This window comes from Pseudomonas sp. D(2018), assembly GCF_005502555.1.
Taxonomy (GTDB): Bacteria; Pseudomonadota; Gammaproteobacteria; order Pseudomonadales; family Pseudomonadaceae; genus Metapseudomonas; species Metapseudomonas resinovorans.
The window spans coordinates 93,767-113,617 of the sequence record NZ_SCOK01000009.1 but is presented as its reverse complement, the minus strand read 5'-3'; the positions used below and the strand labels follow the sequence as shown (position 1 = coordinate 113,617).

Sequence of the window (19,851 nt, the reverse complement as noted above, 5' to 3'; positions counted from 1 at the left end):
GTTCAGCCGAACAGCAGGCGCTCGGCCAGGGCGTCGGCGACCCGTGCGGGGGATCGCTTGTCGGCCTGGGCGTGCGCGTAGATCTCGGTGAGGCGCTGGCTGATCCGCGACAGGTGCGCGGTGATCGCCGGCAAACCGGCGCCCTTGTGCTTGAGGGCGACGTAGATGAGCCCGCCGGAGTTGATCACGTAGTCCGGCGCATAAAGGATGCCGCGCGCTTCCATCTCGTCGGCGATCTCGGAACTGGCGAGCTGGTTATTGGCCGCTCCAGCCACCGCCGCGCAACGCAACTGGCCCACGGTCTGGGCATTGAGAATGCCGCCGAGGCCGCACGGCGCAAGGATGTCACACGGGGTGGTGAGGAAGGCGTCGGCCGCCACCGGTTGGGCGCCCAGTTGCTCTATTGCCAGTTGCACGCGGCCGGTGTCGAGGTCGCTGACCAGCAGTTCGGCGCCCACTGCATGGAGTTGTTCAGCCAGGGCATAGCCCACATGGCCGAGGCCCTGCACGGCAACGCGCAGGCCTTCCAGGTCATCGCTGCCGAGGCGCGCATGGGCGGTGGCACGGATACCGGCGAAGACCCCGAGCGCGGTGTGCGGCGAGGGGTCGCCAGCGGCGGTGGTGCTGGTGACATGGCTGGTCTGCTGGGCGATGCAGTCCATGTCGGCACTGGACGTGCCGCTGTCCACGGCGGTGATGTAGCGGCCGCCCAGGGACTCAATCATGCGCCCGAAGGCTTCGAACAGCGCAGCACGGTCATTCACGTGGGCCGACCGGATGATCACCGCCTTGCCGCCCCCCTGGTCGAGACCGGCCAGGGCGGCCTTGTAGCTCATGCCCTGGGCGAGGCGGATGGCATCGCGGATGGCGCTTTCATCATCGGGATAGGCGAGGTATCGGCAACCGCCAAGGGCCGGACCGAGGCGAGTGTTGTGGATGGCGATGATGGCCTTGAGTCCGGTGACAGGATCGTTGGCGAGGTGCAGCGCCTCCAGCCGGGCGTTTTCCATCATGGCGAACATGGCGGGCTCCCCTCCTGACGTTAGGGCCAGTATAGGCCGAGCTTCGCCGTCCGCCCCCTCGTATCCGGGCATAAGCCGAGGTGCCGAGATAACCACGGCGGGTGCCACTACTGGACGAAAATCAACCAGTTGGCTACAAGGAATCAACCCTTCGGAGATGTCCATGGATCCGCGCCAACGCTGTCTAGCCTGCCTCGAACGCGACCCTCCGGCGATGCTGGAGTCGGCCCTGTGGATTGCCGCCGAGCATGACCCTCGCCTCGACCCGGAGCAGGTGCTGCGGGATTTCGGCGGTCTGCTCCAGCTGGTGGCCGCCGGCCTGCCGAACCTGGCGCCAGCGGAGCTGGCCCAGCCCCTGCTGCGGCGCCTGAATGAGCTGGACTTCCATGAGGACGACGACACGCCCCTGCGCCCGCACGCTGCGCTACTGCCCCAGGTGCTGACGCGGCGACGCGGACAACCGCTATCCCTGGCGCTGATCGCCCTGGAGCTGGCCGCCCGATTGGGCATTCCGCTGTCCGGCGTCAGTTTCCCCGGCCACTTCCTGCTGCGCGTGCCGGGCGCCGACCACCTGCTCGACCCGTGCAGCGGACGCCGCCTCTACACCCGCGACTGCCGCGACCTGCTGGTGCGGGTGCAGGGTCCCCAGGCCGAACTCCAGGCCGCGCACCTGCAAACCGCCAGCGCACGGGAAATGATCCAGCGCCTGTCGCGCAACCTGCGCATGCTGCACCTGGAAGCGGGCGAGTCCCTGGCCGCGCTGAAGGACGCTGAGCGCGTGCTGTTGCTCGGCCCGCCAAACATGCACGACCACCTGGCGCGTGCCGACATCTACCAGCGCCTGGATTGCCCCCAGGCGGAACGCTATGACCTGGAGCGCGCCCTGCTGCTCTGCGACAACCCCGCCCAGCACCTGCAACTGGCCCAGCGCCTGCGTCGGCTGGGGCATGTCCAGCCGCTGCACTGAGTCCGGATTTACATCAGCCCCAATGACTTGGCGTGCGCCACCGCCTGGGTCCGCCGCTTCACCCCCAGCTTGCCGTTGATGCGTCGGGCGTGGGTCTTCACGGTGTGCAGCGAGATGAACAGGCGTTCGGCGATTTCCTGGTTGGAACTGCCTTGAGCGATCAATCCGAGGACTTCCAGCTCGCGCTGGCTGAGTGGCCCAACGGCGCCCTCGACAGCGTCATCGCCGTCCTCCATGCCCAGGGCCCTGAGCATGTCCGGTTGACGCAATTGCAGCTCGCGCAGCGGCTGCTGCAGGTTGATCTGGTTGGACAGGGTCAGGCCATCGCGTAGCTGGGTCGCGGCCGTGTCGAGGTCGCCGGCCAGGTACTCGCATTCGGCCAACGCTACGTGAATCTCGACTTCCAGCGCCGGCATGCCGGCCTCGCGGGCTTTGTGCAACTGCCCGAGCAGGCGCTGCCGGGCGTTGAACACCTCCCCCTCGTAAAGCTCGGCCAGGGCGAGGTGCCATTCGATGCGTGGAATCAGGTCGAGGGTCGCCGGTGGCGCCTGCACCGCATGCTCGCCGCGGAAATGCTTGAGCACCCGCAACAGCGCATGACGCGCCTGGCCACTGCGCCCTTGCATCAGCAGCAGGCTGCTACTGACTTGCAGCAACACCGCGCGGTAAACGCGCTCGGGGATATGACGCATCTGCATCAGGCGCTCGGCTTCCCGCAGACGATCGAAGGCCGAATCGAACGCTCGGCGGTTGGCATCCAGCGTGGCCAGGCCGAGGAATCCGAAGAGGGCACGGTAATCGCCGCAACTGCGGGCCTCTTGCAAGCCGTACTGGTAATGCTCGCGGGCCCGTTCGTCGTTGCCCTGGCGCAAGGCGAGGCGGCCGCGCCGCAGCGCCAGGCGGCCGAGCAGCGGGCTGGCCAGCCGCGCCTGGGGCGCCAGGAAGTCCTGCGCCCGCTCAAGCACCGCGTCGGCACGCAGCAATGCGCCTCGATGTTCGAGGATCTGCGCATGGTCCAGTTCGAGAAACGCCTCCATCAGCAGGTTGCCATGACTGCGCGCCAACAGCAGGGCCTCGCGATTGAGGCCCTGGGCATCGTCCAGCTTGCCGTCCAGCAACGCCTGCTGGGTAAGGCCGGAGTAGCAGATCAGGCTCTGTTCCCAGGCAGATTCGGGCAAGACGTCCAGCGCCTCGCGCAGGTGCAGGCGGGCACCGGGGGAGTCGCCCTGCAGGTGCGCCAGCAACCCGTACTGCGCCTGCCAGTACGCCACCAGCGCCTGCTGCGATGCAGCATCCGGCTGCGGCAGGAAGCGCGCCTGCTCGGCGATACAGGCCGCCGCCTCGTCCAGTTGCCCGGAGAACAGCAACGCGCCGGCCAGCATGCGCATGCAATGGGGCGAAACCAGCAGCAGGTTTTCGTCGACTTCCCGATTCAGGCGCAGCAGCAAGGCAACGTTGCGTCCCTGGAACAAATGTTCGACGCCCAGGTGCTGCAGCAGGCTGACGGCGGCTTCCGGCTGGCCGGCTTCCAGTGCATGCTCGACGGCGGTCTGCCATTCACCCTGGCCGGCAAACCACTGGCAGGCGCGCAGGTGCCAGCTGCGACCGGCCTGTGCATCCCGCGCCCGCATCTTGCTGGCCAGCGGTGCAAACACGCGGAACCAGCCGGGTTGCTCGGCCAACGGTTCGATGAAACTGCCCAGCGCCTGCAGATCTCGCAGCAACACAGCGCCTGCTCGGTTGCCGAACAGGTGGTCGCAGAGCGCCGCGTTGAAACGCGGCAAATGCACCAACGCATGCCAGGCCTCGATCTGCTCGGCGTCGAGGCTGGAAAACAGTTCATGGTCGAGGTACGCCGCCAATGTGGCGGAATGGCCGATACCGCTGCCGTACTCGGCAAAGCCCCACTCCGGTGGTTCGAGCAAGGCCATGCGCAGGCCCGCGCACCAACCGCCGGTACTTTCCAGCAGCCGACTGGCGGCATCGCCGGGCCAGTCCAGGGGTGATTGGGCGAGCAGCTTGAGCAATTCACCGCGCTCGAAGGCCAGGGCGTTGGCGTCCAACTCCAGCAGTTCGCCGTCGATCAACAGGCGCGGCAAATTGCAGGAAGGACGGCGACGACCGCTGAGCCACCAGCTCACGGACGAACTGCTGGCATTCAGTAAACGATCAAGGCAGGCATCGAGCTCAGCGTTGGGCCGACGACAGTAGTCATCCAGCATCAACCAGGTGGGCGTGTTCCAGGCAGCCAATGCACGCACCAGGCCCTCTTCATCCGCAACCGCGATCCCCAGGGCGTCCGCCAACATTGCGCAGAACTCGGCGACCGTTCGTTCCCGTCCCCCCAGGGGCAGCCAATGTACCGTGCAATCGCTCGGGCGGCGTGCCGCGCACTCCATCAGCAGGACGCTCTTGCCGCTGCCAGCGGGCGCGCAGAGCAGACGCAGGCGTGACGTGGAAGCGAGCAGGCGCTCGCACAGGCGTGGACGCGGGGCATGCAACGCCGGCAGACGGGGCAGGTGGGCAAAGGTTTCGAAGCGGCTCATGGCAGACATCCGGGTGTGCCTTTTGTTCTTGTGGGGGCGACCTGAATCCACACCCTAGGCCTCTATCTCGGGCTTTATGAAGGATCATTCAAAGCCCTGATCCAGCGCCATAAAAAAGGCGGCCAACGGCCGCCAGGTTCTGGAGTAGTGCAATCACATGCCTTGCCTGGCGCACATCCCTGTGCGCCGGTTGCTCAGCGTACTCCGGCGTTACGCAGCGCCGCCGGGGTGTAGTCGGCCGCCTTGCCGACGAAGCCGAATTCGAAGCTGTGCTTCTCTTCGTTCTTCATGCCCAGGGCCAGGTAGCGGCCGGCGATGATGTCGTACAGGGCTTCCAGGGTGTAGGCCGGAACCTGCTGGTGGTAGTAGAACTGGGCATGCCCTTCGGCGACGCGCCAGAGCTGGCCGCGACCGTCGTAGTGATCCACCAGCGCCACCTGCCAGCTGTCTTCGTCGATGAACATGTGGCGCTTGGCGTAGATGTGGCGCTCGCCCGGCTTCACGGTGGCGACCACTTCCCACACGCGGTGCAGCTCGTAACGCGTCAGGTCCTGGTTGATGTGCCCTGCCTTGATCACGTCGTCGTACTTGAGCTGCGGCGAATCCAGCTTGTAGCTGTTGTAGGGGATGTACATCTCCTTCTTGCCCACCAGCTTCCAGTCGTAGCGGTCTGGCGCGCCGGAGAACATGTCGAAGTTGTCCGAGGTGCGCAGGCCGTCCGCGGCGGTGCCCGGGCCGTCGTAGGCGACCTGCGGGGCGCGGCGCACCCGCCGCTGGCCGGCGTTGTAGATCCACGCCAGGCGCGGCTCCTTGACCTGGTCCAGGGTCTCGTGGACCAGCAGCACGTTACCGGCCAGGCGCGACGGCGCGGTGACCTGCTGCTTGAAGTAGAGCAGCACGTTCTCGCCCTTGGCCGCCGGCAGGTCCGGCATCTCCTGAGGTACGGCCACTTCTTCCTCGAAGCGGATCGGCGTGTAGGAGCCGTTCACCTGGGGGGTCGCCTGGGTGATGATCCGCCGCAGGTTGCCGCCACGGTAACGGGTGATGTGGTTCCAGATCACTTCCACGCCGTTCTTCGGGATGGGGAAGGCGTAGTAGCGGCTGGCGGTGAAGTTGGACAGGCCGTTGCCATCGTTGATCGGCTGCACGTTGAGCGCGCTCTTCTTCGCCGCTTCGTACACCGCCGGCGGCACGGCGACCGTGCGATGGGTCGGGTAGACCGGAATGCGGTAGGTGTCGGGGTAGCGCTTGAGCATCGCCACCTGGCCGTCGGAGAGTTTGTCCTTGTACTGCTCGACGTTGGCCGCGGTGATGGTGAACAACGGCTTTTCGCTGGCGAACGGGTCGGCGAGGAAGCCCTTGGCATCCACCGCACCGGCGTTCTTGCCGAGGCCACCGCTCCACTCGGGAATGCTGCCATCGGCATTGCCGGCCTTCTCCGCGCCCAGTGGGGTCAGGCTGGTGCCGAGTTTCGCCGCCTCATCGGCGGATACCGCCGCCATCACGTTGGCGGCCAGCAGGGACAGCGCCAGGGCGCCGCATTTCAGGATCGTCTTGCGCATCTTCATGTTCCCTTTGCCCCTCAGAAGTTCACGCCGAAGCTGACCGCGAGGAAGTCACGGTCTACCAGCGTGTTGTACTTGCCGCCGAAGAAGTCGGTGTAACTGAGGCTCGCGGTGTAGGTGTTCTGGTAGTCGGCATCGACGCCGATGCTCAGTGCCTTGGCGCCTTCGTTGAACAGACCGTTGGGGCCGTAGCCGTCGACGTCGTGGGACCAGGCGAGGTTGGGCCGCAGGTTGATGCCGGCAATCGCGTTGCTGTAGTCGAGCACGGCACGGGTGCGGTAGCCCCAGGAGGTGCTGGTGACGAAACCGTGGGTGTCGCCGCCGAAACCGTAGGCGCCGTAGATCGAGTCGCGGCCGTAGCGCAGCTCGCGAGTCGACTCCAGGCCGCCGACATGCACCACACCGATTTCACCCACCAGGGTCAGGCGGTCCGCGCCCATCACCTGGTCGATGAAGTGGGTCAGGGTGGTCTGTACCTGGGTGATTTCCTTGCGCTTGTAGCCGGTGTTGTCGGCACCGGGGCGGGTGGCAATGGGCGAGGCCGCGCCGCCGGCGATGGGGTTGACCAGGGCCAGGGTCATGTCGGTGGTGTTCAACTGCACCGGCGCGTTGGGGCGATAGCTCAGCTCGCCGCTCCAGGCCGTTCCGGTGGGTAGCGTGGTGGAAAAACTCAGGCCGTAGAGCTGGATGTCTTCCGGGTACTCCAGGTAGTACTGGCCGTTGCCCAGCAGGGTGCTCTGGGCCAGGCCGGCTCCGCTACCCGGGACAATGCCATTGGCGGTGGCGACGATGCCGGGAATCGCCGCCAGGGTTGCGGCGCTGGCGGTGGTGGTGCCCACCAAGGGTGTGCGGCTGTGGTAGTTCATGAAGTACGCGCCGTACTCGGTCTCGTCGCCCAGCCAGCGCAGGGCCGTACCGAACTGGCCGCCGTCACGGGCGTCACGGTCGCCACCACGCGGCAGGATCACGCCTTCGGAGGTAACGTCAAAACCCTGGCCGAACGCCGCCGCGATGGGCTGCAATGGCGCGATGGCCGGGCTGCCCACGGTGTAGCCGGTGTCGCAACCGTCAGCCGCCACATCGGACGTGGCGAAAAAGGTGCCGCAGTTGTCGAGGACAGTCTGGTCCCACTCCAGTTGATAGAAGGCCTCGGCGGACAGGTTGTCGGTCAGGCTCTGGGACACGTAGAACATGTTGACCGGAATCAGACCTTCCTTGAGCTCTGCACCAGGGCGGCGGAATGCGGACACGTCGATCGGGTTGATCGAGTTGATGCTGTTGCCGATGAAGGTGCTTTCACCCCAGCTCACCACCTGCTTGCCCAGCCGCACGCTGCCCGGCAGGTCGGCGATGGCGTAGTTGTGATAGATGAACGCATCGAGTAGCTGAGCCCCCGAGGACTTGGAACCTTCCTTGCGGTTGTGGTCGCTGATGTCCTTGAACAGGCGGCTCTCATCCTTCAGCTCGAAGTCGTACCAGTACTTGCCACGGACGAACACACCGGTATTGCCGTACTTCAGTTCGAGGTCATGGATACCCTTGAATATCTTCGAGAAGGTCTCGCCCTTCTTGAAGTTGAGGCGACCGTCATCGCCGGTCGAGGACTGCCCCTTGCCGCCGTTGTTGACGCTGATCAGGTCCGGATCGGCACCGCGCATGGACCAGCTCGCGCCCACCGACAGCGAGGAGTCGAATTGCCCCTCGATCTCGCCGATGTTGAAGGAGACCGCGTGAGCCTGGGCGGCGAATCCCATGGCGACTGCGGCGGCCAGCGCGTGCGGCCGGAAAACTGCGCGCATTGTTGTTCTTGTCATGCGGCTTTCCTGGTTAGTGAAGGAAGGCACAACCCTAACCAGTCACCCGTGCAGGCGATAAGCGCACCAAGGAGGGATTCATCCTGTCGCTCGAAAGAGTGAATCCGCGCTCTGCAATGCCGCCTGGCGCACCCTGATGGACGCCCCGCATAGCGCATCATCCAGAACATGGATGGAACTTCTGCCGCTCACTACCTCAGGGCCGCTGACTGAGGCATCCTGAGCGGGTCCCACCGCCCTGACCGACCATGACCATGCAAGACGCCCTCCCCGACCCGCAGACCGCCGCCACCCGTGATGTGGTGACGCGTTACCACCTGAGCTGGAAAGCCCGTGACATCGAAGCCGTATTAGCGCTCTACCACCCCGAGGTGGAATACAACGACTTCTTCCAGAACCGCTGCATGCGCCGCGAAGACCTGCGGGATTACCTCCAGGCCACCATGCCCACCGGCCCGGACGATTTCCTCGAACACAACGACCGCATCCGCATCGACGGCGACACGGCCTTCATCCAGTACGCCATCAGCGTCGCCGGCGGCGGTACCTTCCGCGCCAGCGAAGCCATCACCGTGCGCGACGGCTTGATCTGGCGAATCAACGAGTACGCCCTGCTGGTTCAACCCGCCTCGCAGACCAGCAAGCACCCGTCGCAGCGGCCAGCGGCCAGCCGCCTGGGTCTTTCGGCGCGGCAGCTGGGCATGCTGGCGCGGGATATCGAGGAATACTTCCAGCGCTCCAAGCCCTACCTCGATCCCGCGCTGGACCTGCACCAGGTCGCCGGCGCCACCGGTTACACCCGCAACCAGATTTCCTACCTGCTGAACCAGATGCTTGGGCAGAGCTTCTACCAATACGTCAACCAGGCGCGACTGGAGCACCTGCTCAGGCTGCTGGAAACCGCCGTGCCGCCCGTGCGCATCGACGAACTCGCCTTCAGCGCTGGCTTCAACTCGCTCTCGGCCTTCTACCGCTGCTTTCGCCAGCACACCGGCCTGTCGCCCAAGGCCTACCTCAAGCAGCTACTGTAGGGACGGATTCATTCACCCTGCAGGCCGAAAGCCGGCCCCTACCGAGGCGATGGGGCAGCTGCATTGCCCGTAGGAGCTGGCTTGCCAGCCAATGGCCGCGTTTCGCTGGCAAGCCAGCTCCTACAAGGCTCTTGGCCCGATGGTAGATCTCTCGCAACAGCTAACGCAGACATAGCGAATGAATTCGCCCCTACAACCGTCATCCAGACCGCCGCGCCCTCGCATTCCCAGCGTGCCCGCGCACACGACAAGCGCACCGCCACCCTCTAGCCTTGCCCGTCACGACAACCTTTGACCGGGGACCTGCCTATGCAGAACTGGCGCGAAATCAGCCTGTGGATGGACCAGCTCGATGAGGACCTCAAGCCAAGACCGGCGCTGTCCGGTTCGCTGGAGGTGGATGTGGCGATCATCGGCGCCGGCTACACCGGGCTGTGGACGGCCTACTACCTGAAGCGCCAGGCCCCCGAGCTGAGGATCGCCATGGTCGAGGCGCAGTTCGCCGGCTTCGGTGCCAGCGGCCGCAACGGTGGCTGGCTGATGGGCAACCTGCTGGGCGAGGATCGCGCCCTGGCATCGCTGCCCGCCGAGGTGCGCAAGGCCTCCTTCGACCTGCTCCATGGCATTCCCGATGAAGTAGCCGAGGTGCTGGAGCGTGAAGGTATCGACTGCCACTACCGCAAGGCCGGCATCCTCTACTGCGCCGCACGCTACCCGGAACAGGAGAAGCGCCTGCGCGAGCAGTTGGCGGACCTGCATGCCGAGGGCCTGAGCGAAGCCGACTACCGCTGGCTGAGCCCCGAGGAACTGAACGGCCAGTTGCGTGTGGCCAATCCCTACGGCGGCATCCATACCCCGCACTGCGCGACCATCCAGCCAGCGCGCCTGGTGCGCGGCCTGGCAGAAGCGGTGGAACGCATGGGTGTGCAGCTGTTCGAGCAGAGCCCCGCCACCCATTGGCAGCCGGGTCTGGTACGCACCCCCCAGGGCGAGATCAAGGCCCATTGGGTGGTGCCCGCCATCGAAGGCTATGCCGCCAGCCTGCCGCCGCTCGGCAAGTACCAGTTGCCGGTGCAGAGCCTGCTGATCGCCACCGAACCGCTGAGCGACGCCCAGTGGGCGGAAATCGGCCTGGAGCATGGCCAGGCGTTCAGCGAGAGCAGCCGCCAGGTCACGTATGCACAACGCACCGCCGACAACCGCCTGGCCTTTGGCGCGCGCGGCGGCTACCGCTTCGGCGGTCGGCTAAGGGAGGACTTCCAGCTCAGCGTTGACGAGGTCGACCTGCGCCGCTACCTGCTCGGCGAGCTCTTCCCGCAGCTACGCAACGTGCGCATCACCCACAGCTGGGGCGGCAACCTGGGCATGGCGCGGCGCTTCCATCCGCACATGCTGGTTGACCGCAACAACGGCATCGCCCTCTCCGGCGGTTACGGCGGCGAAGGTGTTGGCGCCAGCAACCTGGGCGGGCGCACCCTCGCCGACCTGATCCTCGGCAAGGAGACCCTGCTCACCCGCCAGCCCTGGGTGCTGGGCGATGGCCCGCTGGACCGCCTGAGCGCCTGGGAGCCCGAGCCCTGCCGCTGGCTCGGCTACAACGCGATCATCCGCAGCTTCGTCCACGAAGACCGGGTGCTGGCCAACCCCCACAGTGCGCCCTGGCGCCGTGCCATGGCGCAGAAGCTGGCCAACCTGATGGAAGGCCTGATGCGCTGAGCCGCACGAAATCCAATCTCACCCGTTCGCGAGCAGCGCTCGCTCCTACATCCAGGCATTTGCGGAGCCAACAACATGAAAGCCACTTTGCTGAAGAACACCCACGACCTGCCCCTGTCCGAACCGAACCCGGTACCCGTGCCCGTCGGCGAACCCGTGCCGCAGACTCGCGTGCACTCGGTGGAGCGCACCGACGGCGTGGAAACCGGCGTCTGGGAATGCAGCCCCGGCCGCTTCCGCCGGCAGATCGTCGAGCAGGAGTTCTGCCACTTCACCCATGGCCGCTGTACCTTCACCCCCGATGGCGGCGAGCCCATCGAAATCAACGCCGGCGACGCCCTGCTGCTACCGGCCAACAGCCTGGGCATCTGGGATGTGAAGGAGACCCTGCGCAAGACCTACGTGATCATTTCGCGCTGACGGACTTTCGCCCCTTCATGCGCTGGAGGGGCGAATTCATTCGCCAAGCAGAACGAAGTTCTGCCGAAGGAGTTTCGCCTCGCGCTTGCGGAACGCCGCCCGCCGCAACCTACGGAGTCAATCGTCGAATCGCCCGTGCCGCCCCTGCCCCGCTTTGAAGGATCGGGCACCGGCCAGCGTCTCGCCGCTGTGGATAACCTTCATCCCACCCGCGAATTCATTGGCAAGGGCCTCCTCGAACGGCAAGTCCCACTGGGCATAGGCGCTGGCACGATCAGCGAGCATGCACCGCAGCGGGAATGCAGCAATGGCGTGGGCCAGTTCCTCGGCCGCCGCACGGGCTTCACCCTTCGGCACCACCCGGTTGGCCAGCCCCATGGCCAAAGCCTCCTGGGCCTTCACCGGACGCCCGGTGAGAATCAGGTCCAGCGCCCGCCCCTGACCGATGACTCGCGGCAAACGCACAGTGCCGCCGTCAATCAGCGGCACACCAAAGCGGCGGCAGAACACGCCGAATACCGCGTCCTCGGCCATCACCCGCATATCCGCCAACAGCGCCAGCTCCAGCCCACCGGCCACGGCATGGCCTTCGACGGCGGCGATCAGTGGTTTCTGCAGTTGCATCCGGCTCGGCCCCATGGGCCCATCGCCCTCGGGATCGAGGCGATTGCGCCGCGCACCGTCCTCGGCCACCGCCCCCAGGTCGGCACCGGCACAGAAGGTGCCGCCAGCCCCGGTGAGCACAGCGACACGCGCTTCCTCGTCCACCTCGAACGCCCGCAGCGCCGCTGCCAGTGCGTCAGCCGTGGGCCGGTCGACGGCGTTACGCACGTCGGGCCGGTCGATGATCAACGTGGTGACCGGACCGTTCTTCTCGACTCTTACGTTCATGGGGGCTCCTGGGGGTGGAAATGAAGAACTGCTTTTTCTGTAGGGGTGAATTCATTCACCCCTACAGGATTTTTGCTCTCACCACGTTGCATGACCAATGAAAAAGGCCGGCAACAATGCCGGCCTTCAACATAGTGCTTCCCGAGACGGATGATCAGCCCACTGGCGGAACTGCCCCGGTGAACGGCGCGATCAGAGGGCGTACTTCTGCAGGTTGGCCATCATCTCGCGCAGCGCTTCAACGTTGTCCGCCGGATGGGCGGCATCGGTGAAGTCGCAGATGCGCTGCCAGTTCGCCGCAACGTCTTCGGCATCGAAGCCCGCCTTGGGGTCGAAGCCGAAGCCCAGGCTGCGCTCCCAGCGCACCTTGCCGATCCAGCCGCCACCCACTTCGAACAGGCCGGAAGTGTCCTGGCACTGTTCGCTGCCAAGGAACACCACCAGCGGGCTCACCAGCTCGGGCTTGAGCTGCTCGAACACCTGCGGCGGGATCAGGCCTTCGGTCATGCGGGTACCGCCGGTGGGGGCGATGGCGTTGACCAGGATGTTGTTCTTGCGGCCTTCGATGGCCAGGTTACGGGTCAGGCCGTAGAGACCAAGCTTGGCCATGCCGTAGTTGGACTGGCCGAAGTTGCCGTAGATGCCGGAGGTGGACGAGGTGAAGATGACGCGGCCGTAGTTCTGCTCGCGCATATGCGGCCAGGCGGCGCGGGTGACCTTGTAGGCGCCTTCGACGTGGACCTTGTAGACCAGGTCCCAGTCGGCGTCGTCCATCTTGTGGAAGGTCTTGTCGCGCAGGATGCCGGCGTTGTTCACCACCACGTCGATACGGCCGAAGTGGTCGAGGGCGGTCTGCACGATCTTGTCGCCGTCGGTCACCGAATCATGGCTGGCAACAGCGGTACCACCGGCTTCGCGGATTTCCGCTACCACGCGGTCGGCCGCCGAGGCGTTGGCGCCTTCGCCGTGGGTGCTGCCTCCCAGGTCGTTGACCACCACCCTGGCGCCATGACGGGCGAATTGCAGTGCGTGGGCGCGGCCAATGCCACCGCCGGCACCGGTGACGATTACGACTTTGTCTTCGAAGCGGATTGCATCGCTCATGGGCTGGGCTCCTTGGCAGGCCTGGGTATCCGCCGAGTCTCCGGCAGCCGCCCCGGCCCCACAAGAATCGGAACCGCCATGAATGGTGCCCGATAAGGGCGGCGTTACTTGATGGGAAGGTACAGGCTGCCACGCGGGCGCAGCTTGAACAGCCACCAGTGGTAGCTGTGACAGAGCAATGCGAGCAATGCAGCGGCCATCAGGCAACCGATCGAAGCCAGCCAGCTCCACAGGCCGGGCTCGCGCAGCACGGCATAGCCGATCAGGCTGAGACCGGCGATGAACAGCAGGGCCGCAGTGGCCGGCCCCAGGGTACGAATGATCGGATAGAGGAACACCAGAAAGCGGAACAGCATGGTCAGGCCTCGAGGGTGCCGGGCAACGCCTGCCCGGCCAATGGGTGAGGCCGGAGATGCTAGTGCCACGCCTCCAGCGACTGGAGGCGGACACGTCCTAATAGGTTGTGGGAAATGCCGCTATCTATCTCGATCATGAAAGGCCAGGTAGTGCTCCAGCACCTGATCCGGCGCCTCAGTCTGTGGGTAGTGGCCGATGCCTTCGAGCAGCACGGTGTCGGCATTCGGGATCAGTTCGCGGTAGCGCGCCACCATGTGCGCCCCGGAAATCGGGTCCACTGCGCCGTCGATCACCCGCAACGGCACCCCACCCTTCTGCATCGCTGCCACCCAACGGTCACGCTGCTGGCGACGTTCGGGGATGTAATGGATCAGGCGGTGCATCACGGACGGCCCATCGCTTTCGGCGATCAAGCGCCAGAAGTCATCCAGCTCCCGTTCGCTGGGCTGGGTGTTCGGGCCGAACACCTGGGCGAAGCTGGCAGCCAGCTTGCGCCGCGAGAACAGCCGACCGACCAGGCTACCGACGGGACTGAGCAGCAGTTTCTGCACCAGCACCGGCCGGTGGGTTTCCGGGAACAGGCCGCCATTGAGGAAGACGCAGCTGGCCAGGTTGAAACGCCCTTCGTGGTGCCGCGCCAGCAGCTCCTGGGCGACGCTGTCGCCATAGTCGTGGGCCAGCACATGCACCGGGCCATCCACCCCCAGGTGCGCCAGCAGCGCCTGCTTCAGGTCGGCCTGCTCCAGCAGCCGGTAGTCATGCCCACGCGGTTTTGCGGAGTAGCCGAAACCCAGCAGGTCGCAGGCGATGACGCGGAAGCGCCGCGCCAGGGGTTCCCAGAGGTAGTGCCAGTCCCAGGACGCAGTGGGAAAGCCGTGGATCAACAGCAACGGTTCGCCCTCCCCCGCCGTCCAGTAGCGGATGCGCTGGCCACGGAAGTCCATGTCCTGTGCCTGGGCGCGCCAATCGCCCAGGGGAATGCCGGCCAGGCCGGTCACTGCGCGTAACCGGGGAACTGCTGGTCGAGTTTGCGCAGCAGCGCCGGCCAGGGCAGCGCGCCGCCCATGCCCGAGGAGCTTCTCATCACACCGGCGAGCATCGCCTTGGCGCCGTCGAGGATCTGCTGCGGGATGTGGATAAGTTCGCCGCCACCGGACTGGGCCATCACCTGGATCTCGCAGGCGCGCTGCATCGTGAACATGCCGAGGAAAGCATCGGCGATGCTGCCGAAGGCGGTGAGCAGGCCATGGTTGGGCAGGATCATGAAGTTGGCCTGACCGAGGTCGGCCTGCAGGCGGGCTTTCTCGTCATGGTTCAGCGCGACGCCCTCGTAGCCGTGGTAGGCCAGGCTGGAAAGCACGAACAGCGACTGCTGGGACAGCGGCAGCAAGCCCTGCTTCTGCGCCGATACGGCAATGCCGGCGGGGGTGTGGATATGCAGCACGCAGCCCACGTCCGGACGCACCTCATGCACGGCGCTGTGGATGGTGTAGCCGGCCGGATTGATGTCGTAGGGGCCATCCATCAACTTGTTGCCGGCCAGGTCGATCTTCACCAGGCTGGAGGCGGTGATCTCGTGGAACATCAGCCCATAGGGGTTGATCAGGAAGTCCTCGGTGCCGGGGACCTTGGCGGAGATGTGGGTGAAGATCAGGTCGTCCCAGCCGTACAGGGCGATCAGGCGGTAGCAGGCGGCCAGGTCGACACGGGTCTGCCATTCGGCGGCGGACACCTTGTCCTTGAGGTTGAGCGACGGGAGGACGTGAGCGGCGGTCATGGCGAAACCTCGTTGTTGTTATCTGTGCGAGGAGTCTAGCCATGGGCTGCCGCGGCGATAGTCGCCTTGGCAGCCAGCTTAATGGCCTTGCGGGTCAGATCAGGGCAACCACCAGCGGCGCGGCAAAAAGATTGAGCAGGCCCATCAGGACCATCACGAGACCGGCCACCGTGTCCTCTTCACGCCCCACCTCCTGGGCCTGGTGCCCCTGACCTGCGCTGGGACATCGCCTTCGTCTGGCGCGAGGGCGCCTACCTGTCACGGGCAGCGCAGGCGTGGCTCGAATTGCGAGAGTATTCGCCGCTGAACGTTTCGTAGGGGCGAATGAATTCGCTCACAAGCGGGCTTCTGCCGTAGGGTGGACCTCGCTTCACCGGTCCACCATTCGAGGCCCGGCATAGCCCCCGGTCAGAGCAACGCAATATCCAGCAATGGCCATTCCCGCTGCGCCTCGGGGTCGTCGGCCAGCAGACGGAAGCCGGCGAATTCGAAACCCGGAGCCACATTGCACCCCACCAGGGTGTAAGCGCCCAAGGCACGGGCAGCTTGCCAGGCATGGGCCGGCACGGTGCGCTGGGGCAGGCTGCCGTCGGCCACCGGGCCGAGGATTTCACGGCGGACGTCTGCGGGCGATTCGGCGACCAGCAACTCCAGCGGATCGCCTTCATAGAAGTGCCAGATCTCGTCGGCATCCACCTGATGCCAGCGGCTCACGCCCCCCTGCGGCAAGAGGAAGAAAATCCCCGACACAGCTGCACGACCGCCCGGCAGGCGGCTGGCCGACTCGAACACCCGGCGGTAGAAGCCGCCCTCCGGGTGAGGAGCCAGTTGCAGCTCGCGGATCAGGTATTCGGCACGCGGATGCATCAGGCTTTCAGCGCTGCAATGACGCTGTTCAGCCAGGGCTCGGCGTCCAGCTCCGGGGTAACGGTTTCGCTGGCGTCCAGGCGCTGCATCTCCACCACTTCGCGCAGGCCGAGTTCGGCATAGAGTTCGCGCATCATCTCGCCGCCGCCGCAGAACAGGTCATAGCTGGAATCGCCCAGGGCGAGGATGGCGCCAGCGCGGCCGCGCCAGTTGGGCAGGCGGTCGCGCAGCTCGGCGTACAGGGGCAGCAGGTTGTCCGGCAGTTCGCCCATGCCCGTGGTGGCGGTCACGGTGAGCAGCGCCCCGGGGTCGAAGGTGATCAGGTCGTCCAGGCTCACCCGCGGCAGGTAGTGGGCATCGAGGCCGGCGGCCTTGAGCAGCTTTTCTGCATGACGGGCGACTTCTTCGGCGGTGCCGTAGACCGAGCCGGACAGGATGGCGACTTTCATGGGTACTCCGAGTCTGGGGCGAAATGCCGCGCATTATGCCGCAACTGGCAAGGACCGAAGGATGCCTTAGACTGCTTCCGGTCAGGTCGAGCGAGTCCGGGAAATGATCAACGCCAAGCTTCTGCAACTGGTAATAGACGCCTCCAACGACGGCATCGTGGTCGCCGAACAGGAGGGCGACGACAATATCCTGATCTACGCCAATGCCGCCTTCGAGCGCCTTACCGGCTACTCCAGCGACGAAATCCTCTACCAGGACTGTCGCTTCCTCCAGGGCCAGGACCGCAACCAACTGGGCCTGGCCGCTATCCGCCAGGCGATCCGCAACGGCCAGCCGTGTCGGCAAATCCTGCGTAACTACCGCAAAGACGGCAGTCCCTTCTGGAACGAGCTGTCGATCACCCCGGTTCTGAACGAATCCGACCAACTCACCTATTTCATCGGCATTCAGAAGGACGTTACCGAACAGGTGGAAGCCCGTCAGCGAGTGCGTGAACTGGAAGCGGAGTTGGCCAGCCTCAAGGCCGAGCTGGCGGCCCTGAAAGGCTGAAAAAAACCGGTAGCCCAGGAAAGGTGAATGAATCGGCCACCGGTAGCGCAGACAAACTTATACAAAGCAAATTTATGTACAAGTATTTGTATAGAATTTGATCAGCGCGCCAGCAAGGGTTGCTCGACTCTTCCTGCCGAACGGTCGCCTGAAGCGCAGCGCGCCGGGTAGCTACCCGGCACGCTGCCTTAGCCTCGATGAAGTCGACAAAAGACGGGCGAAAGCAGCTTCAGGTATCCAGGTGACCGGAAAGGAACTGCCGCAGGCGCCGCTGCATCAGTCGTCCCTCGCTGCCGAGGCAGGCGACGGGCGTGCCGTCGAGTTCCTCGCTCATCAGGTCGGCGGTATCGCCGGCCAGGGCCAGGGGGCAGTCCAGGCCCCGAGCCAGCCGGTTGAGTTGCTGGCCAAGGTCATCGTCCGGCGGCTGGTTGGAGAACAGCACCATGGCCTGGGGCTGCAGCTTGCCGCAAACCATCTCCAGCTCGGCCAGCGGCTGGCCCAGGCCAAGTACGCTGATTGCCACCTCGCTGCTGCCAAGCAGCAGGCCGGCCACCAGCAGCTCCAGTTCACGCCCCTGCCCTGGCAACGGTGCGAGCAGCACGCGTTGCTGCTGGCCACTGCGGGCCAGTTGCAGACGCTGCAGGACCCGGGCGCGGAGAAAACTGTCGAAGAAGACCCACTCGCTGCCACGACCGAACTCATCCTGACGCAGCAACAGCGCCTGCCAGACCGGCATCAGCACATCGGCGAAGGCCACGTGCAGGGGATAGGTGGAGAACACCTGGCCGTAGACCCGCTCCAGCTCCGCCTCGTCCAGGGTGGACAGGGCCTTGTGCACCTGGGCGCGCCGCTCGCTCCACTCCCCTGCGGCCGCTTCGTGGTGGATCGACGCCACCGGCACCTTCGCCGCATGGCTGCGGGCCAGCAGCTTGCCCACCTTGCTCACCGAGACGCCGCGCTCGATCCAGGCGAGGATGCTGCGTACCGCCTCGACATCCGCCATTGAATACAGGCGGTGACCGCTGTCGGTGCGCGTCGGCTGGATCAGCCCGTAGCGCCGTTCCCAGGCCCGCAGGGTGACCGGGTTGACGCCTGTCAGGCGCGAAACCTCCCGAATCGGGAAGAGTTCTTCCTGTTTCAGGGCGCTGGATGCGTGGGATGCACCGGATTCGGTCATGGTGGGCATTCGTCAGGGGAAAGATTCACGCAGTTTAAACCTTGCGGCGGGGATTCCAATTGGCCACAGGCCACGGAAAGCATGCCACGACCCACCGGTCATCCTTCACGCTGGCACTTTGTTGAAAAAACGGAATAATCCTTGCCTCTTTTTTTGCGCAGCCCACCACCCCGGCGCTGCGTGATGTGCCACTGCCCTACCCGGGCGGGCACCCGGTTGCAAGGAGATACACGATGTCTGCCGATCCCGTCACCCTGATGGTGGCCCGCCGCGTCGCCCGCGAGCGCTACCACGACTTCATGGCCTGGCTGCGCGAAGGCGAGCAACTGGCCGCCGACTTCCCCGGTTATCTCGGATCGGGCGTACTGGCGCCACCGCCGGATGACGACGAATTCCAGATGATCTTCCGCTTCACCGACGAGCCGACCATGGCCGCCTGGGAGCACTCTGCTTCGCGTCGCGCCTGGCTGGAACGGGGCACCGGCCTGTTCCAGCAACCCCACGAACATCGCGCCCTGGGCCTGGATGCCTGGTTCGGCAAGGCCGAACAGCGCCCGCCCCGCTGGAAGCAGAGCGTGGCCATCTGGCTGGCATTCTTCCCGGTATCCCTGGCCTTCAACCTGCTGTTCGAAGGCGCGCTGGGCGACTTGCCGCTGGCCGTGCGGATCCTGATCAGCACCCTGGCGCTGACGCCGCTCATGACCTATTGGTTCATCCCGCTCTCGACCCGCCTGCTGGCCCCCTGGCTGCAAGGCGGCCGCGCATCCCTGGCAAGCAATGGGGCTGCGGTGCAACCACGCTGAGCCGGCTCTTCCGAAAATTTGTACAAGCCCCACCCCTGGTATAACGTGGCCGGCCATAGTCCTCAGATTTCGAGGCGTCAATGAGCCGCCCCACCGCCCCCATCCTGATCACCGGCGCCAGCCAGCGCGTTGGCCTCTACTGCGCCGAGCGCCTGCTGGACGACGGCCAGCCGGTGATCATCAGTTACCGCACCGAACGTGACGGCGTCCGGCACCTGCGCCAACGCGGTGCCGTGACGCTGCAGGCGGACTTCTCCAGCGAAGCCGGCATCCTTGCCTTCATCGACTCGCTCAAAGCCTGCACCGACAGCCTGCGCGCCATCATCCACAACGCCTCGGACTGGCTCACGGAAGCGCCCGGCCAGGAGGCCGAGGCCTTCCAGCGGATGTTCAGCGTGCACATGCTGGCGCCCTACCTGATCAACCTGCAGTGCGAGGAACTGCTGCGCCGCAGCAGCCCGGCCGACATCATCCACCTCAGTGACGACGTGGCGCGCAAGGGCAGCGAAAAGCGTATCGCCTACTGCGCCAGCAAGGCCGGGCTGGACAACCTGACGCTGTCCTTCGCCGCGCGCTTCGCCCCGCACATCAAGGTCAACGGCATTGCTCCAGCTCTGGTGATGTTCAATGCCGATGACGATGACGCTTACCGCAAGAAGACCCTGGCCAAGTCGGCGCTAGGCATCGAGCCCGGCCCACAGGTGGTCTACCAGGGCCTGCGTTACCTCCTGGACAACTCCTACGTCACCGGAACGACCCTGACCCTGAACGGCGGCCGCCACCTCAAGTAGGCGC

General features: G+C 65.5%; 19 protein-coding genes and 2 pseudogenes. 8 read left to right on the top strand and 13 right to left on the bottom strand.

Annotation, left to right across the window (positions count from 1 at the left end; all coding sequences use genetic code 11):
- Positions 1-2: 2 nt before the first annotated feature.
- Positions 3-1,022 carry a Glu/Leu/Phe/Val dehydrogenase dimerization domain-containing protein gene (locus FFS60_RS08950; RefSeq protein WP_028630268.1) on the bottom strand — a complete coding sequence of 340 codons (1,020 nt, stop codon included), beginning with the start codon at positions 1,020-1,022 and terminating at the stop codon, positions 3-5.
- 163 nt (positions 1,023-1,185) lie between these two features.
- Between FFS60_RS08950 and FFS60_RS08945 the strand changes: the two genes are divergently transcribed.
- Positions 1,186-1,989: a SirB1 family protein gene (locus tag FFS60_RS08945; RefSeq protein ID WP_028630267.1), complete on the top strand. Its 804-nt coding sequence runs from the start codon at positions 1,186-1,188 to the stop codon at positions 1,987-1,989.
- 8 nt (positions 1,990-1,997) lie between these two features.
- Here the strand turns inward: FFS60_RS08945 and FFS60_RS08940 are convergent, their stop codons facing one another.
- From FFS60_RS08940 to FFS60_RS08930, 3 genes are all read right to left on the bottom strand, one after another.
- Positions 1,998-4,544, bottom strand: a complete 2,547-nt coding sequence (locus tag FFS60_RS08940; protein WP_137821758.1) for a LuxR C-terminal-related transcriptional regulator — start codon at positions 4,542-4,544, stop codon at positions 1,998-2,000.
- Positions 4,545-4,729: 185 nt separating this feature from the next.
- Positions 4,730-6,097: a DUF1329 domain-containing protein gene (locus tag FFS60_RS08935; protein WP_137821757.1), complete on the bottom strand. Its 1,368-nt coding sequence runs from the start codon at positions 6,095-6,097 to the stop codon at positions 4,730-4,732.
- Positions 6,098-6,117: 20 nt separating this feature from the next.
- Positions 6,118-7,914, bottom strand: a complete 1,797-nt coding sequence (locus tag FFS60_RS08930) for a DUF1302 domain-containing protein (RefSeq protein ID WP_137821756.1) — start codon at positions 7,912-7,914, stop codon at positions 6,118-6,120.
- A gap of 254 nt (positions 7,915-8,168) precedes the next feature.
- Between FFS60_RS08930 and FFS60_RS08925 the strand changes: the two genes are divergently transcribed.
- The 3 genes from FFS60_RS08925 to FFS60_RS08915 all read left to right on the top strand — a co-directional run bounded on the left by FFS60_RS08925 (position 8,169) and on the right by FFS60_RS08915 (position 11,081).
- Positions 8,169-8,945: a helix-turn-helix domain-containing protein gene (locus FFS60_RS08925; RefSeq protein WP_371926395.1), complete on the top strand. Its 777-nt coding sequence runs from the start codon at positions 8,169-8,171 to the stop codon at positions 8,943-8,945.
- Between the two features lie 309 nt (positions 8,946-9,254).
- On the top strand, positions 9,255-10,661 hold the full coding sequence (locus FFS60_RS08920) for an FAD-binding oxidoreductase (protein WP_137821754.1): 1,407 nt from the start codon (positions 9,255-9,257) through the stop codon (positions 10,659-10,661).
- 75 nt (positions 10,662-10,736) lie between these two features.
- On the top strand, positions 10,737-11,081 hold the full coding sequence (locus tag FFS60_RS08915) for a cupin domain-containing protein (RefSeq protein WP_137821753.1): 345 nt from the start codon (positions 10,737-10,739) through the stop codon (positions 11,079-11,081).
- Between the two features lie 117 nt (positions 11,082-11,198).
- Here the strand turns inward: FFS60_RS08915 and FFS60_RS08910 are convergent, their stop codons facing one another.
- From FFS60_RS08910 to FFS60_RS08885, 6 genes and pseudogenes are all read right to left on the bottom strand, one after another.
- The gene (locus FFS60_RS08910) at positions 11,199-11,972 is read right to left on the bottom strand and encodes a crotonase/enoyl-CoA hydratase family protein (protein ID WP_028630260.1); all 774 of its coding nucleotides are present in this window, start codon (positions 11,970-11,972) and stop codon (positions 11,199-11,201) included.
- Positions 11,973-12,164: 192 nt separating this feature from the next.
- Entirely contained in the window at positions 12,165-13,076 is a 912-nt protein-coding gene (locus tag FFS60_RS08905) for an SDR family oxidoreductase (RefSeq protein ID WP_028630454.1), read from the bottom strand.
- A 104-nt stretch (positions 13,077-13,180) separates the two neighbouring features.
- Complete coding sequence (locus FFS60_RS08900; RefSeq protein ID WP_137821752.1) at positions 13,181-13,432, bottom strand: hypothetical protein; 252 nt, start codon at positions 13,430-13,432, stop codon at positions 13,181-13,183.
- A gap of 120 nt (positions 13,433-13,552) precedes the next feature.
- The gene (locus tag FFS60_RS08895) at positions 13,553-14,377 is read right to left on the bottom strand and encodes an alpha/beta fold hydrolase (protein ID WP_051246865.1); all 825 of its coding nucleotides are present in this window, start codon (positions 14,375-14,377) and stop codon (positions 13,553-13,555) included.
- Positions 14,378-14,427: 50 nt separating this feature from the next.
- Positions 14,428-15,210: a class II aldolase/adducin family protein gene (locus FFS60_RS08890; protein WP_028630451.1), complete on the bottom strand. Its 783-nt coding sequence runs from the start codon at positions 15,208-15,210 to the stop codon at positions 14,428-14,430.
- A 94-nt stretch (positions 15,211-15,304) separates the two neighbouring features.
- Positions 15,305-15,412 (bottom strand): annotated as a pseudogene (locus tag FFS60_RS08885) (LrgB family protein); the annotation flags it as partial.
- A gap of 5 nt (positions 15,413-15,417) precedes the next feature.
- On the opposite strand from FFS60_RS08885, the pseudogene FFS60_RS08880 reads away from it, so the two are divergent.
- Positions 15,418-15,528 (top strand): annotated as a pseudogene (locus FFS60_RS08880) (LysR family transcriptional regulator); the annotation flags it as partial.
- Positions 15,529-15,618: 90 nt separating this feature from the next.
- Here FFS60_RS08880 and FFS60_RS08875 read toward each other — a convergent pair.
- Entirely contained in the window at positions 15,619-16,077 is a 459-nt protein-coding gene (locus tag FFS60_RS08875) for a cupin domain-containing protein (protein WP_137821751.1), read from the bottom strand.
- The gene (locus FFS60_RS08870; RefSeq protein WP_137821750.1) at positions 16,077-16,526 is read right to left on the bottom strand and encodes a flavodoxin; all 450 of its coding nucleotides are present in this window, start codon (positions 16,524-16,526) and stop codon (positions 16,077-16,079) included. The genes FFS60_RS08875 and FFS60_RS08870 overlap by 1 nt, the downstream gene beginning before the upstream one ends.
- Before the next feature lie 103 nt (positions 16,527-16,629).
- Here FFS60_RS08870 and FFS60_RS08865 point away from each other — a divergent pair, with 103 nt between their 5' ends.
- Complete coding sequence (locus FFS60_RS08865; protein ID WP_137821749.1) at positions 16,630-17,076, top strand: PAS domain-containing protein; 447 nt, start codon at positions 16,630-16,632, stop codon at positions 17,074-17,076.
- Between the two features lie 229 nt (positions 17,077-17,305).
- Here the strand turns inward: FFS60_RS08865 and FFS60_RS08860 are convergent, their stop codons facing one another.
- Positions 17,306-18,253 (bottom strand): MerR family transcriptional regulator, encoded by a 948-nt coding sequence (locus FFS60_RS08860; protein WP_028630447.1) that lies wholly within the window; start codon positions 18,251-18,253, stop codon positions 17,306-17,308.
- Positions 18,254-18,486: 233 nt separating this feature from the next.
- Between FFS60_RS08860 and FFS60_RS08855 the strand changes: the two genes are divergently transcribed.
- Both FFS60_RS08855 and folM read left to right on the top strand, forming a co-directional pair.
- Positions 18,487-19,056 (top strand): antibiotic biosynthesis monooxygenase, encoded by a 570-nt coding sequence (locus FFS60_RS08855; protein ID WP_028630446.1) that lies wholly within the window; start codon positions 18,487-18,489, stop codon positions 19,054-19,056.
- Positions 19,057-19,136: 80 nt separating this feature from the next.
- Entirely contained in the window at positions 19,137-19,847 is a 711-nt protein-coding gene (gene folM, locus FFS60_RS08850) for a dihydromonapterin reductase (RefSeq protein WP_028630445.1), read from the top strand.
- Positions 19,848-19,851 lie beyond the last annotated feature (4 nt).

What these genes read in the sequence shown, in the direction of transcription:
- FFS60_RS08950 (WP_028630268.1), bottom strand. Translation starts at nt 1,022, where the DNA reads ATGTTCGCCATGATGGAAAACGCCCGGCTGGAGGCGCTGCACCTCGCC.
- FFS60_RS08945 (WP_028630267.1), top strand. Translation starts at nt 1,186, where the DNA reads ATGGATCCGCGCCAACGCTGTCTAGCCTGCCTCGAACGCGACCCTCCG.
- FFS60_RS08940 (WP_137821758.1), bottom strand. Translation starts at nt 4,544, where the DNA reads ATGTCTGCCATGAGCCGCTTCGAAACCTTTGCCCACCTGCCCCGTCTG.
- FFS60_RS08935 (WP_137821757.1), bottom strand. Translation starts at nt 6,097, where the DNA reads ATGCGCAAGACGATCCTGAAATGCGGCGCCCTGGCGCTGTCCCTGCTG.
- FFS60_RS08930 (WP_137821756.1), bottom strand. Translation starts at nt 7,914, where the DNA reads ATGACAAGAACAACAATGCGCGCAGTTTTCCGGCCGCACGCGCTGGCC.
- FFS60_RS08925 (WP_371926395.1), top strand. Translation starts at nt 8,169, where the DNA reads ATGCAAGACGCCCTCCCCGACCCGCAGACCGCCGCCACCCGTGATGTG.
- FFS60_RS08920 (WP_137821754.1), top strand. Translation starts at nt 9,255, where the DNA reads ATGCAGAACTGGCGCGAAATCAGCCTGTGGATGGACCAGCTCGATGAG.
- FFS60_RS08915 (WP_137821753.1), top strand. Translation starts at nt 10,737, where the DNA reads ATGAAAGCCACTTTGCTGAAGAACACCCACGACCTGCCCCTGTCCGAA.
- FFS60_RS08910 (WP_028630260.1), bottom strand. Translation starts at nt 11,972, where the DNA reads ATGAACGTAAGAGTCGAGAAGAACGGTCCGGTCACCACGTTGATCATC.
- FFS60_RS08905 (WP_028630454.1), bottom strand. Translation starts at nt 13,076, where the DNA reads ATGAGCGATGCAATCCGCTTCGAAGACAAAGTCGTAATCGTCACCGGT.
- FFS60_RS08900 (WP_137821752.1), bottom strand. Translation starts at nt 13,432, where the DNA reads ATGCTGTTCCGCTTTCTGGTGTTCCTCTATCCGATCATTCGTACCCTG.
- FFS60_RS08895 (WP_051246865.1), bottom strand. Translation starts at nt 14,377, where the DNA reads ATGGACTTCCGTGGCCAGCGCATCCGCTACTGGACGGCGGGGGAGGGC.
- FFS60_RS08890 (WP_028630451.1), bottom strand. Translation starts at nt 15,210, where the DNA reads ATGACCGCCGCTCACGTCCTCCCGTCGCTCAACCTCAAGGACAAGGTG.
- FFS60_RS08875 (WP_137821751.1), bottom strand. Translation starts at nt 16,077, where the DNA reads ATGCATCCGCGTGCCGAATACCTGATCCGCGAGCTGCAACTGGCTCCT.
- FFS60_RS08870 (WP_137821750.1), bottom strand. Translation starts at nt 16,526, where the DNA reads ATGAAAGTCGCCATCCTGTCCGGCTCGGTCTACGGCACCGCCGAAGAA.
- FFS60_RS08865 (WP_137821749.1), top strand. Translation starts at nt 16,630, where the DNA reads ATGATCAACGCCAAGCTTCTGCAACTGGTAATAGACGCCTCCAACGAC.
- FFS60_RS08860 (WP_028630447.1), bottom strand. Translation starts at nt 18,253, where the DNA reads ATGACCGAATCCGGTGCATCCCACGCATCCAGCGCCCTGAAACAGGAA.
- FFS60_RS08855 (WP_028630446.1), top strand. Translation starts at nt 18,487, where the DNA reads ATGTCTGCCGATCCCGTCACCCTGATGGTGGCCCGCCGCGTCGCCCGC.
- folM (WP_028630445.1), top strand. Translation starts at nt 19,137, where the DNA reads ATGAGCCGCCCCACCGCCCCCATCCTGATCACCGGCGCCAGCCAGCGC.